This window comes from Loktanella salsilacus, assembly GCF_024206795.1.
Lineage (GTDB): Bacteria > Pseudomonadota > Alphaproteobacteria > Rhodobacterales > Rhodobacteraceae > Loktanella > Loktanella salsilacus.
Genome location: NZ_CP072994.1, coordinates 1572047 through 1585133, shown reverse-complemented (window position 1 = coordinate 1585133; position 13087 = coordinate 1572047). Strand labels below are relative to the sequence as shown.

General features: G+C 62.5%; 12 protein-coding genes. 7 read left to right on the top strand and 5 right to left on the bottom strand.

The genetic code is table 11. The annotated features are described in order from the left end of the window. Nucleotides 1-6 precede the first annotated feature (6 nt). From lptF to rsmA, 6 genes are read left to right on the top strand one after another with little or no spacing between them, the layout of a single operon-like run. The gene (lptF, locus tag KBW81_RS07740) at nucleotides 7-1137 is read left to right on the top strand and encodes an LPS export ABC transporter permease LptF (protein ID WP_254248906.1); all 1131 of its coding nucleotides are present in this window, start codon (nucleotides 7-9) and stop codon (nucleotides 1135-1137) included. Continuing rightward, nucleotides 1134-2228 (top strand): LPS export ABC transporter permease LptG, encoded by a 1095-nt coding sequence (gene lptG / locus KBW81_RS07735; protein WP_254248905.1) that lies wholly within the window; start codon nucleotides 1134-1136, stop codon nucleotides 2226-2228. Before lptF ends, lptG begins: the two co-directional genes overlap by 4 nt. Then, nucleotides 2228-4333, top strand: a complete 2106-nt coding sequence (locus KBW81_RS07730) for an LPS-assembly protein LptD (RefSeq protein WP_254248904.1) — start codon at nucleotides 2228-2230, stop codon at nucleotides 4331-4333. Before lptG ends, KBW81_RS07730 begins: the two co-directional genes overlap by 1 nt. A gap of 39 nt (nucleotides 4334-4372) precedes the next feature. Next, nucleotides 4373-5557: a peptidylprolyl isomerase gene (locus KBW81_RS07725; RefSeq protein WP_254248903.1), complete on the top strand. Its 1185-nt coding sequence runs from the start codon at nucleotides 4373-4375 to the stop codon at nucleotides 5555-5557. Continuing rightward, a complete protein-coding gene (gene pdxA / locus KBW81_RS07720; protein WP_254248902.1) occupies nucleotides 5554-6573 on the top strand; it encodes a 4-hydroxythreonine-4-phosphate dehydrogenase PdxA in 1020 nt (339 codons plus the stop codon). Before KBW81_RS07725 ends, pdxA begins: the two co-directional genes overlap by 4 nt. Before the next feature lie 17 nt (nucleotides 6574-6590). Further along, complete coding sequence (rsmA, locus tag KBW81_RS07715; RefSeq protein ID WP_254248901.1) at nucleotides 6591-7433, top strand: 16S rRNA (adenine(1518)-N(6)/adenine(1519)-N(6))-dimethyltransferase RsmA; 843 nt, start codon at nucleotides 6591-6593, stop codon at nucleotides 7431-7433. Nucleotides 7434-7643: 210 nt separating this feature from the next. Here the strand turns inward: rsmA and KBW81_RS07710 are convergent, their stop codons facing one another. From KBW81_RS07710 to KBW81_RS07690, 5 genes are all read right to left on the bottom strand, one after another. Then, nucleotides 7644-8300 carry a DUF4167 domain-containing protein gene (locus KBW81_RS07710; protein ID WP_254248900.1) on the bottom strand — a complete coding sequence of 219 codons (657 nt, stop codon included), beginning with the start codon at nucleotides 8298-8300 and terminating at the stop codon, nucleotides 7644-7646. Between the two features lie 189 nt (nucleotides 8301-8489). Then, a complete protein-coding gene (prmC, locus tag KBW81_RS07705) occupies nucleotides 8490-9347 on the bottom strand; it encodes a peptide chain release factor N(5)-glutamine methyltransferase (RefSeq protein WP_254248899.1) in 858 nt (285 codons plus the stop codon). Then, entirely contained in the window at nucleotides 9344-10399 is a 1056-nt protein-coding gene (gene prfA / locus KBW81_RS07700; RefSeq protein ID WP_090185188.1) for a peptide chain release factor 1, read from the bottom strand. Before prfA ends, prmC begins: the two co-directional genes overlap by 4 nt. A 61-nt stretch (nucleotides 10400-10460) precedes the next feature. Beyond that, on the bottom strand, nucleotides 10461-10913 hold the full coding sequence (locus tag KBW81_RS07695; protein ID WP_254248898.1) for a DUF1499 domain-containing protein: 453 nt from the start codon (nucleotides 10911-10913) through the stop codon (nucleotides 10461-10463). 81 nt (nucleotides 10914-10994) lie between these two features. Beyond that, on the bottom strand, nucleotides 10995-12146 hold the full coding sequence (locus KBW81_RS07690; protein WP_254248897.1) for a M20 aminoacylase family protein: 1152 nt from the start codon (nucleotides 12144-12146) through the stop codon (nucleotides 10995-10997). A 60-nt stretch (nucleotides 12147-12206) separates the two neighbouring features. On the opposite strand from KBW81_RS07690, the gene mazG reads away from it, so the two are divergent. Continuing rightward, nucleotides 12207-13055, top strand: coding sequence for a nucleoside triphosphate pyrophosphohydrolase (gene mazG / locus KBW81_RS07685; RefSeq protein WP_254248896.1), 849 nt, complete (start codon nucleotides 12207-12209; stop codon nucleotides 13053-13055). Nucleotides 13056-13087: the final 32 nt, after the last annotated feature.

The following is a 13087-nucleotide window of genomic DNA, read 5'->3' as shown; positions in this document are numbered from 1 at the left end:
ATCCCCTTGGCCCGTTTCGACCGCTACATGATCAGCCAGCTGATGTTGACCTTTGGCTTCTTTAGCCTTGTGCTGGTGCTGATCTATTGGATCAACGCCGCTGTACGTTTATTTGACCAGCTGATCGCTGACGGTCAGGGCTTTGGCGTGATTATTGAACTGATCATGCTATCGCTGCCCAATGTGATCCGGCTGGCGCTGCCGCTGTCAGCCTTTGCCGCATCGGTCTATGTGACCAACCGCATGAGCCAAGATAGCGAGCTTGTCGTGGTGCAGGCGACGGGGTTCAGCCCGTGGCGCATGGCGCGGCCGGTGCTGTCGTTTGGATTGATTGTGGCGCTGCTGATGTCGGTGCTGATGCATATCTTGGTACCGCTGTCGTCCACGATCCTGAACGAGCGGCAAGCCGAGATTGCCCAGAACATCACTGCCCGCATCCTGACCGAGGGCCAGTTCATCGAACCCACCGACGGGATCACCGTCTACATCCGCGCCATCACGCCAGAGGGCGAGTTGCAGGATGTGTTCCTGTCCGACCTGCGCGATCCTGAAAGCCAAGTCACGTATACCGCGCGGCGCGCCTACCTTGTGCGCAACGACGGCGATGCGCAGCTGGTGATGGTGGACGGTATGGCGCAAAACCTGCGCGGCCCCGATCAGCGGCTCTTCGTGACAGAGTTTGCGGATTTTTCCTATAATATCGGCAGCATGATGAACATCACACCGCGCACCAACCGCAATTCGCGCGAGGTGATGACCTGGGATCTGCTGTCGCCCACTCCGGCCTTGGCAGCCGAGACCGGCCGCACAGAGGCACAGTTGGTGACAGAGGCGCATGACCGCATTTCCCAATCCGTGCTGGGCACCGTGGCGGCGCTGCTTGGGTTTTCGGCCTTGATGATCGGCAGCTTCAGCCGCTTTGGTGTTTGGCCGCAGGTGATCTTTGCCATCGTGTTGATCATCGTGATCAAGTCGCTTGAAACGACGGGTCTGAACATGGCGCGCACGTCGCCGCAGATGTGGTTTGCCAGCTATCTGGCCGTCGTCGCGGGCTTCGCGATGATCTGCACCTTGCTGTTCGTCGCATCCCGCCCCTATCTGTTCAAACGCAAACCTAAGCTGGGGGCTGCGGCATGATCCTTGATCGGTATTTCGCCCGGCGGTTCGCCTATATCTTTGGCGCGATCTTTGGGATTTTTGCGATTATCCTGACGTTTTTAGGACTGGCCGACAACCTGCGCCGCTATGGCGGCGATGCGGGCAGCTTTGGCGATATCCTAGATCTGGCGCTGCTGGATGCGCCCAGCGGTGTGTATCAAATCCTGCCGCTGATCATGATTATCGCCAGCATTTCGATGTTCCTTGGGCTTTCCCGGTCGTCAGAGCTGGTGGTCACACGCGCGGCGGGGCGGTCTGGCTTGCGGTTGCTGCTGGCCCCGCTGATCGTGTCGGTCCTGATTGGCGCGATCGGGGTTGCCGTGATGAACCCGGTTGTTGCCGCGACATCGCGGGCGTTTGAAAGCAAGGTTGCCACGCTGCGCGGCGGCGGATCGGTGCTGTCGCTGTCATCCTCTGGCCTATGGCTGCGGCAAGGCGATGACACCGGGCAAACGGTTATTCACGCGGCCCGCACCAACCTGTCGGGCACGACGCTGTGGGATGCGACGTTCCTGACCTTTGCCCCGGACGGGATGCCGCAATCGCGGATCAAGGCAGATATTGCCGTGCTCAATAACGGCGCATGGACGCTCAACGGGGTTAAGACATGGCCGTTGAACACGGCCGACACGCCAGAGGCGGCGGCGACGGTGTCCGCCACGGCCAGCATTTCGTCCAGCCTGACGGCGGACCAGATCCGCAATAACTTTGGCACGCCCAGTTCAATTTCGATCTGGGACTTGCCTGCCTTTATTCAGCGGCTGCAATCGGCAGGGTTTTCGGCGCAGCGCCATATCGTCTGGTTGCAGATGGAACTGTCGCAGCCGCTGTTTCTGGGGGCGATGATGCTGATCGGTGCGGCCTTTACCATGCGCCCGCAGCGCGGCGGCAAGGTGGGCCTGAATGTGATGAGCGCGATCTTGCTGGCCTTTACGATCTATTTCATCCGCAACTTCGCTCAGATATTGGGTGAAAACGGCGATGTGCCGGCTGCGCTGGCCGCTTGGGCACCGCCGCTGGCGGCGGCAGGTGTTGCCTTGGGGATTTTGCTACAACGCGAGGACGGTTAATGCGGTTTTTCGGAACACTTGTGGCCGCACTGGCTTTGGCCCCGCAGTTTGTGGCGGCCCAGATGGCGGCGACTTTGGTGGCCGACACGGTCGATATCGTGGAACGCAATCGCCTGATCGCCACCGGCAATATCGAGGTGCTGTACGACGGCAATCGCCTGCAGGCCAGCCGCATTACCTATGACAAACCCAGCGACCGTTTACTGATCGAGGGGCCGATCCTGATCACCGGCGCGGACGGCGAAATCCTGACTGCAGATCAGGCCGACATCGATCCCAAGCTGGAAAACGGCGTCCTGCTGGGCGCGCGGCTGGTGCTGGACCAGCAGCTGCAACTGGCTGCGAACCAGATCGACCGGGCGGACGGGCGTTACAGCCAGCTTTACAAGGCGGCGGTGACATCCTGCCAAGTTTGCAGCGGAGAGGCCCCCTTGTGGGAAATTCGCGCCGAAAAGGTGCTGCATGACGAAGACGCGCAGCAGCTGTATTTCACCAATGCGTCCTTTCGGATTAAGGGTCTGCCAATCCTCTACCTGCCCTATATGCGCCTGCCCGACCCGACGAACACACGGGCGACGGGCCTTTTGATCCCGCAGATTGTCACCAACGATTCGCTCGGGTTTGGGCTCAAGGTGCCCTATTACATTGCGCTGGCGGATGACCGTGATTTGCTGCTGACGCCGTTCCTTGCGACGGAAACCACCACCCTTGGCCTGCGCTATCGGCAGGCCTTTGCGGCGGGCGATGTTACGATCACCACCTCGGTGTCAGAGGATAGCTTGAACGACGACAGCGATCTGCGCGGCTACTTGTACGCGACAGGCGACATTGACGTCGGCGGCGGTGTGAAGCTGCAATTCGACATCCAGACCGCCTCTGACAGCTCATACCTGAGCGATTATAGCATCAGCGACACGGACCGGCTGTCCAGCATTTTGGCGCTGACCAAGGTGACGGATGATTTCGCGGCCTCTGCCAGTCTGTCCTATTACCAGACCCTGCGCGATGACGAAGAAAACGCCAGCCTGCCGCCTTTGGTCGGGGAAAGCGCCTTTGTCCGGCGCTATTATCCCGCGATTGGCGGCACGGTCACGCTGGGCGGCAGCATCGACACCCTGCTGCGCTATGGCGAAGCGATCGGTGATGCGGGGCGCGATATGACCCGCACCGGCGTCACGGCCAGTTGGTCCAAGGACTGGCTGTCATCGACCGGCGTGCTGCTGACGACCACGGGCGCGCTAGAGGCTGACGTCTGGCAACTGAATGACGCCGTCGACTATGATCCAACGCTGGCGCGGCTGGTGCCCTATGTCCAAGCCGAACTGCGCTATCCGTTGGTGCGCAGCAATGGCAAGACGCGGCATGTGCTGGAGCCGGTGGCTGCGCTGACCTATTCCCACCCCGTCGGCGATCTGCCCCCGAACGAGGATAGCGCCCGCCCGGAACTGGACGAAGGCAACCTGCTGTCGCTGACGCAATTCAGCGGCCAAGACGCGGCAGAGGCATCGACCAAGCTGGCACTAGGGCTAACCTGGACGCGCAGCGGGTCAGAGGGCGTGACATCGCAGCTGGGCTTTGGCCGCATTCTGCGCAGCGACACCAACCGCGCCTTTACCCTGACCTCTGGTCAGCGCGATGCGGCCTCTGACTGGCTGGTCGCGGCCCAGATTGCATTGCCGCGCGGGCTGACCTTTGACGCGCGCGGCTTGTTGCAGGACGATGGCACGACCACGCTGGCCACGGCGCGGGTGTTCTGGAACCGACCAGACGTGCAGCTGGCGGGCGGCTATATCTGGCAGGCCGCCGATAACAATATCGACAGACCGGTGGTGTCCGAATACAGCCTAGAGGGCGCGGTTGACGTGTCGGATACGTGGAATCTGGGCTTTGACGCGCGATATGACGTCGCCCGCGACAGTCCGGTCAGCGCCGGGATCGACCTAGGGTGGAGCAACGAATGCGTCACCGTCTCGCTTTCGGTCTCGCGCAGCTATGCGTCTTCCACTACGGTAGAGCCGACGACGGATTACGGGCTGTCGGTGGAATTGCAGGGCTTTTCGGCCAATGGCATGCCCCAAGTGACGCCCGCCACCTGCCAGAACTAGTACTGCCAGAACTGATCACGACGATAGGACCCCGACCCGATGCGCCTGACCACTCTTTTGACCGCCCTCATGCTGCCGCTGCTGGCCGCGCCCGCCGCCGCACAAGGCCAATTCTCGCCTGCGATTACGGTGAACAACACCGCCATCAGCGGCTACGAACTGGACCAGCGCGCCAAGCTGCTGACCCTGTTCCGCACGCCGGGGAATGCGAACGATCTGGCGCGCGAGCAGCTGATCGAGGAAGCGCTCAAGCAAGAAGAGATGGACCGCGCCGGTATCCGGATCACCGCCGAACAACTGGCGATTGAGGTTGAAGCCTTTGCCAGCCGGGCCGATCTGTCGCCGGCGCAGTTCACCGGAATTTTGGCGCAGAACGGTGTGGCCGCGTCCACGCTGGAACAGTTCGTCAAGATCGGTGTGACGTGGCGCGACTTTATCCGCCTGCGGTATGCGTCGCAGGCGCAGGTGTCCGACGCGGACATCGCCCGCAGCCTCAGCCAGCAAGGCGGGACTGGCGATGCGCTAGAGGTTCTGCTGACCGAGATCATTATTCCCGCCCCGCCGCCCCGTGCGGCGCAGGCCAATGCGATTGCCAGCGGCATCGCTGAAACGCGCTCGCAAACCACATTCGAGGCAGCGGCGCGTCAGTATTCCGCCCTGCCCAGCCGCAACAATGGTGGCCGGTTGAACTGGCTGCCGCTGTCGAACTATCCGCCCGCGTTGCAAGGCCTGATCTCTGGTCTGTCGGTGGGTGAAGTCACAGCGCCGATCCAGATCCCGAACGGTGTTGCCCTGTTCCAGATGCGCGGTATCCGCGAGGTGCCGCAGGCGCGTCCGCAGCCGACCAGCATCGACTATGCGGCGATGCAATTCGCCGATCTGGCCGCCGCGCAGACCGCCAAGCTGTCGGTTGATACCTGCGACGACCTTTATGGTCTGGCCAAGGGTCAGCCTGCCGACGCGCTGCTGCGGGATGATGTTGCGCCTGCGCAGATCTCTCAGGGGATTGCGTTGGAATTGGCAAAGCTGGACCGGGATGAAGTGTCTGTAACGGCGACGGGCGGCGGCGCTGGGGCGCAGCTGGTCATGCTGTGCGGTCGCACCTACGGCGACGGGCTGACTGATCCTGACGCACTGCGCGCCAGCCTGCAAAGCCAGCGGCTAGAGCAGTTTGCCCAGGCCTTGCTGGCAGAGCTGCGTGCGGCGGCCCTGATCCGCTCGTGACCGCAGTTGCCGCGCCCGGCGCGCCGATTGTCATCAGCTGCGGCGAACCTGCCGGAATTGGACCAGAGGTCGCAGCGGATGCATGGCGGGTTTTGGGCGGCGACATGGCCCTGCTGTGGATCGGTGATCCGCGTCATTTGCCCAGCGGTACGCCATATCGCGAAGTGACGGATGCAGCGCAGGCCTATGGGCCCTGCCCTGATGCTTTGCCCGTTTTGGCGCGCGACTTTGGCGCGCCGCGCGTGCCCGGCACGCCGAACCCCGCGCATGCCCAAGGCGTGATTGATGCAATTGCCGATGGCGTAGGTCTGGTGATGGCGGGCGCGGCGCGGGCGATCTGCACGGCCCCGATTTCCAAGGCGGCGCTGATCGACGGCGCTGATTTCGCCTACCCCGGACATACAGAGTTTCTGGCGGCCCTTGCGGGGGATGTGCCTGTCGTGATGATGCTGGCCTGCACCGAATTGCGCGTGGTGCCTGCGACGATCCACATCCCGCTGAAAGACGTCGCCGCTGCGCTGACGCCCGCCGTGCTGCGCGATACGCTGCGGATCACCCGCGACGCGCTGATGCGTGATTTCGGCGTCACAGCGCCCCGGATCGCTGTCGCGGGCCTGAACCCGCACGCGGGCGAAGACGGCAAGATGGGCACGGAAGAGCGCGAGATGATCGCGCCGCTGCTGGACGCGCTCCGCGCCGAGGGGTTTGATTTGGCTGGCCCCTTGCCCGGCGACACCATGTTCCACGCCGCCGCCCGCGCAGGTTACGACGCAGCGGTCTGCATGTATCACGACCAAGCGTTGATCCCGATCAAGACGATTGATTTTGCGGGCGGTGTGAACGTCACGCTGGGCCTGCCGTTTGTGCGGACGTCGCCGGATCATGGCACGGCTTATGGTATTGCGGGTCAGGGCGTGGCAGATGCGACGTCAATGATTGCGGCGCTGCGGATGGCGCGTGATATGGCAGATGCCCGGATGGGCGCAGCTGCCGGAGCCTCCGGCGGGAGTATTTAAAGCAAGATGATGATGATATGAGCCAGATCGATAACCTGCCGCCATTGCGGAGCGTGATTGAGACGCATGGGATCGCAGCGAAGAAATCGCTGGGGCAGAACTTTTTGCTGGATTTGAACCTGACCGCCAAGATTGCGCGGATGGCAGGGGATCTGAAGGGGTCTGATATCCTTGAGATCGGCCCCGGCCCCGGCGGGTTGACCCGCGGGTTGCTGGCCGAAGGCGCGCGGCGCGTCTTGGCGATCGAGAAAGACGAGCGCTGTATTGCGGCGCTGGAGGAGATTGCAGCGGTCTATCCGGGGCAGCTCGAGGTCGTGAACGGCGATGCGCTAGAGATTGACGTGGCGGGGCGGTTGCAGGCCCCGATCCGCATCGCGGCGAACCTGCCCTATAATATCGGCACAGAACTGTTGGTGCGGTGGCTGTCGCCGCCGACCTGGCCGCCGTTTTGGACCAGTCTGACACTGATGTTCCAGCGCGAGGTTGCACAGCGGATTGTGGCGATGCCGGGCGACAAGGCTTACGGGCGCCTTGCGCTGCTGGCCCATTGGCGCACGGATGCGCGGATCGTGATGGACCTGCCGCCAGAGGCGTTTTCGCCCCCGCCTAAGGTCAGCTCTGCTGTTGTGCATTTGACCGCCCTGCCTGCGCCCCGTTATCCGGCCGATCCGGTGATGCTGAACCGGGTTGTGGCAACGGCGTTTAACCAGCGGCGCAAGATGTTGCGTTCCGCGCTGAAGCCGATGGGCGGCGATGTCGAAGGGCATTTGACGGCCGTTGGCATCGTGCCGACTGCGCGCGCGGAAGAGATTGGGCTAGAGCAGTTTTGCGCGTTGAGCCGGAGCTTTAGCGAGGCCTGATTGGGGGATGGGTGTTTGGGCCGCTCTGGGTTTTGATTCGGGCGTTGCATCGGGGCTCTGCCCGTCGCCGGCTGGTTCTTGAACCAGTGGCACACCAACCGGCGCCCCCCGAGGTATTTTTGACCAGAAGAAAGCGGACCCGAAGACGCAGAAAAGGGCGCGGCACTATGATGTGCCTGCGCCCTTTGTCATTTGTATAGATGGAGCGGTTTACTCGGCGCTGTCGCTTGACGGGGCAGCGGCGGGTGCGTCGGTGCTTGCCTCTGGCTTGGGGCGCGGTTTGCGCGGGGCGCGAGGTTTGCGCGCGCGGGGCGCGGGTGCGTCGCCGTCAGTTGGTGCGGCTGGCGCGACCTCTGCAGCGGGGGCCGCTTGTGGGCGGGGCTGCGGCTGCGGCTGCGCTTCGGGTGTGTCGACAAGACCGCTGTCATCAGAATCAGGCTGGGCGTCGCTGCCGCCAGAGGCATCTTCTTGTGCGCGCAGGCGTTCATTGCGTTCCCGGTCACGCTCTGATTGGCGCTGGCGGTTCAGCTCTTCTTGCTCGGTGCGTTCGCGGTCACGTTCGGCCTGACGCTGGCGATTCTGCTCTTCTTGCTCTTCGCGCAGGCGATCAACTTCGCGCTGTGCCTCGGCCAGCATCCGCAGATAATGTTCGGCGTGTTGCGCGTGGTTTTCCGCGTTCACACGGTCGTTCGACAGCTGCGCATCGCGGTGCAACTGGTTGTATTTTTCAATGATCTGCTGAGGCGTGCCGCGCACCTTGCCTTCGGGGCCGGAGCTGTCGAACACCCGATTGATGATGCTACCGCCGGTCGGGCGATTGTTGTTGCGGTTCTTATTGCCCCGCGACCGTGACTTCGATGATCTCATGAATGAACTTCCGTCAAGCCCTTGGCTTTGTTGCGCTTGTTCCCGATGCGACCACGCCGTGTGCGCGGTGGGGACCCAAGCGGTGTCTGGCGGCAAAACCGGAGCGAGCGCTGAAGCACTCTGCGCGCCGGTAGAGCTGAAATTGCACGTTGGCGGCCTTTACGCAAGATAAAAACGCGAAATGGTGGGTCAAAGCAACGCGCTGCGCGGTTTTTGTCCAGCAACGACACGGTCGCGGCCGTCAAAGTCTGGGGTGACGGTAATTGTTTCGAAACCGATGCGGGTGAACATGTCTGCAACGGCGGGTCCTTGAGTCGGACCAATTTCGACAATCAGCCAACCGCCTTGGACCAGATGCGCCGGGGCTTTGCTGGTGATTTGGCGGTAGGCGGCCAGCCCGTCGCCTTCGTCGGTCAGGGCCAAGCGGGGTTCGTATAGGCTGACACCGGGATCAAGGACGGCGTATTCGTCCAGCGTGATATAAGGAGGGTTGGACACGATCAGATCAAAGGCGGCGGTGCTGGCAGGCAGCGCATCCAGCCAGCTGCCCGCGTGGAACTGGACGTGATCGCCAAGGCGCAGGGCGGCGGCATTGCGCATAGCGACAGCCAGCGCGGCGCGGGACAGGTCAGTGCCGATACCAAAGGCCGTCGGTCCGCGTTCTGCCAGCAATGTCAGCAGGATACAGCCCGAACCTGTGCCAAGATCAAGCAGGCGTTGCCACGGGCGCGCGAGGGCGGCCTGTATCAGGATTTCGGTTTCCGGCCGGGGGTCTAGAACGTCTGGCGTCACCTCAAACGTGCGGCCATAGAATTGGCGGGTGCCGGTCAGGTGGGATACAGGCACGCGGCGGGCGCGTTGGTCGATGATCTGGGTGTAAAGCTGGGCCAGCCCGGGGGCGACCGGATCTTGCGCGATCAAGGTGATGCGGCTGGCGTCGATGCCAAGGACATGCGCCGCAAGGCGGCGGGCATCGCGGGGGGCGCCCTCGATTCCCGCGGCGGTCAGCGTTTGGGCGGCCTGCCGCAGCAGGTCGGACCAGATCACGCGCCCATCTCTGCCAGAAGTTGCGCCTGCGCGTCCGATTGCAGCGCATCAATGATGGCGTCCAGATCACCCTGCATCACCTGCCCCAGCGCGTAGAGCGTCAGGTTGATGCGGTGATCCGTCAGGCGCCCCTGGGGGAAGTTATAGGTGCGAATGCGTTCTGATCGGTCGCCGGTGCCGATCTGCGCCTTGCGGTCGGCAGAGCGTTCGCCGTCAACGCGCTGACGTTCGAGGTCAAACAGCCGGGTGCGCAACACGTTCATCGCGATTTCGCGGTTCCGGTGTTGGGATTTTTCGGCGCTGACGACGATGATTCCCGTCGGGATATGGGTGATGCGCACAGCCGAATCGGTGGTGTTGACGTGCTGGCCGCCTGCCCCGCTGGCGCGCATCGTGTCGATGCGGATGTCAGTGGATGCGATCTGAACGTCGACCTCTTCTGCCTCTGGCAGCACGGCGACGGTGGCGGCAGAGGTGTGGATGCGCCCGCCCGATTCTGTTTCGGGCACGCGCTGCACACGGTGGACGCCGGATTCGTATTTCATCCGCGCAAAAACGCCGTCGCCAGCGATGCGGGCGGTGACTTCTTTGATCCCGCCCAGCTCTGTGTCGCTTTGGTCGAGGATTTCGAACTTCCAGCCCTGATTTTCCGAATAGCGCTGATACATGCGCAAAAGGTCAGCGGCGAAAAGCGATGCTTCGTCGCCGCCCGTGCCGGGGCGAATTTCCAGTAGCGCGGGGCGTGCATCGGCGGCATCTTTGGGCAGAAGGGCCAGCTGCACGGCCTTTTCCGACACGGCAAGCTGGTCACGCAGGCCGGGCAGTTCCTCTTCGGCCATGCGGCGCATTTCGGGATCTTTAAGCAGATATTCGGTGTCGTCGATCTGCTGCACAAGGTCCTGATAGGCACGCAGCGTGCCGACCACGGGGGTCAAGTCGCTGTATTCTTTGGCCAAGGCAGCAATATCTGCCCCGGCAATGTCGCCGGACATCTTCGCCTCCAGGAACTGGAAGCGGTCAATGATTTGGGCCATGCGGTCTGCGGGTATCATGCGGATCAGGTGGCAGGCTGCGCCGCGCCCGTCAAGAGGGCTGACGGGTCAAGAAGGCCGATCAAGAGGCCGGCACGACCAGCGGACCAAGCTGGGTCAGCCAGCCTTCGACGCGGTCGCGGTTCACGCCGAGGTCGGATTTGCCAAAGCGGGACGCGCCGCGGATCACCAAAAGCGGGCCGCCTTCGCTGTCGATCACGGTTGCGGTGGTGTAATCGGGATAGCCCATCAGGGCCGAGCGGGTTTCGTAGGTCACAAGACCTTCGGCGACAGAGCCTGCGATGATCTGTGTCCGCTCTGTTTTCAAGGCGACGGCGTTGACCGCTTGCAGGATGTCGGTCGCGGGCGTCGTGATCTGGCGGGCGGCCTTAAAGCTGTTCGATGTTGCGGTATCGCCCGCCTCTGTCGCGATTGGCGCAACGGCGAATCGTGCAAGGTCCGTTGGCGACAGGCGGACATAGGCGGCGCCCGCGATGGCCAGGACGCAGGCCCCAAGCAACAGTTTCTTAAACATATTAGTATCCTTTGGTTCAGGCACATATGGGGGCGCGCCCCGGCCAGACAACCGGGACGCGGACGCAAGACTGCGGCAGGCCTAAAGCGGTAGCGCTTTTTCGATCAGGCGGGCAAAGAATGTCGCCCCATAAGCCGTTGTTTCGTCGTTATAATTGTACTTTGGGTGATGCAGTCCGGCACTGTCGCCATTGCCGATGAACAGATAGGCGCCGGGGCGCGCCTCTAGCATGTAGGAAAAATCCTCTGCACCCATGTCGCGGGATACGGTGGTGTCACAGCTTGTGATGTCCGCCGCGACGCTGGCGGCAAAGGCGGTGCAATCCGGGTCGTTAATCGTCGCCGGATCGCCGTTGCCATAGTCCAGCGTCGCGGTGACGCCAAAGCTGGCGGCCTGCCCGTCCACGATGGCCTGCAGCCGGCTCATGACCATTTGCTGCACCGCAGGATCAAAGGTGCGCACGGTGCCGTTGATCATGGCCGTGTCCGGGATCACGTTAAAGACTGAGCCTGCGTGGATTTGCGTGACCGAGATCACCAGATCGTCCAGCGCATAATGATTGCGGCTGACGATGGTCTGGATCGCCTGCACCATGCTGACGGCGGCGGTGATGGGATCGACGGTGTCTTGCGGGAATGCACCGTGGCCGCCTTTGCCATTGATCTTAATCGTAAATTCATCAACGGCCGCCATGATCGGACCGGGCGTGGTGTAAAATTCGCCCACCGGGGTGCCGGGGGCGTTGTGCAGGGCGTAGACCTCGGCGATGTCGAAGGTATCAAAGATGCCTTCCTCACGCATGACCTTCGCGCCAGAGCCGTTCTCTTCGGCGGGCTGAAAGATCAGGGCGACGCGGCCCGCAAAATTGCGCGTCTCGGTCAGGTATTTCGCCGCCCCCAGCAGCATGGTTGTGTGACCGTCGTGGCCGCAGGCGTGCATCGCGCCGGGGTTGGTGCTGGCGTAATCAAGGCCGGTTTCCTCGGGCATCGGCAGCGCATCCATATCGGCGCGCAAGCCAATGGTGCGGCCCGGTTTCTGGCCGTTGATGATCGCGACAATACCCGTGGTGGCGATCCCTGTGTGAATCTCGTCCACGCCGATTTCGCGCAAGCGGTCCGCGACAAAGGCAGAGGTTTCGTGCAGGGCAAATTGCACTTCGGGGATCGTGTGCAGATGGCGGCGCCATTCCGCCAGCATGGCTTGGCTGTCGGCGATGGAATTCAGGACGGGCATGGCTGGCACTCTGGCTTCAGGGGAATTAGCATGTTGTTACCTAGAACAAAGGCCCCTGCAATGCGTGATGATGCCCTGATCCATGACCCGAATGGCGGAATGCCGCGCCTACTGGCGATCATGCGTGCGCTGCGCGATCCTGTCGCAGGTTGTCCGTGGGATATCGAACAGGATTTCAGCACGATTGCGCCCTACACGATTGAAGAGGCTTACGAGGTCGCGGACGCGATTGAGCGCAAGGCCTGGGGTGAATTGCGCGGAGAGTTGGGCGATCTGCTGCTACAATCGGTCTATCACACCCAGATGGCGACAGAGGCCGCGCTGTTCACCTTTGACGACGTGGTGCGCGATATCAGCGACAAGATGGTCGCGCGGCATCCGCATGTCTTTGGGGACGAATCGCGCGATAAATCTGCCGATCAGCAAACGGCCGATTGGGAAAAGATCAAAGCGGCAGAGCGCGCAGCCAAGGCCGAGGGGCGCACGCTGGACGGCGTGGCACTTGGCCTGCCAGCCTTGATGCGGGCGGTAAAACTGCAAAAGCGGGCCGCGCGGGTGGGCTTTGATTGGCCTGACGTCGGCCTTGTCGTGGACAAGATCGCCGAAGAAGCCGCAGAGCTGATCGAGGCCCGCGACGAATTGACACCAGACAAGGTGGCCGAGGAATACGGCGATCTGCTGTTTGTCATGGCTAACCTTGGACGCCACCTTGGCGTGGACCCAGAGGAAGCCCTGCGCGCGGCAAATGCCAAGTTCACAAGGCGCTTTGGCGCGGTCGAGGATGCGCTGGCGGCCATCGGGCGCACGCCGGCGCAGTCCGATCTGGCCGAGATGGACGCGCTGTGGGACGCGGCAAAAGTCGCTGAACGGGCGGCTGAATATTGCCTGACTAATTCAGACAGGTATTGACCAAAGCAAAAGAGTCGGGTTTACGGTGCTTA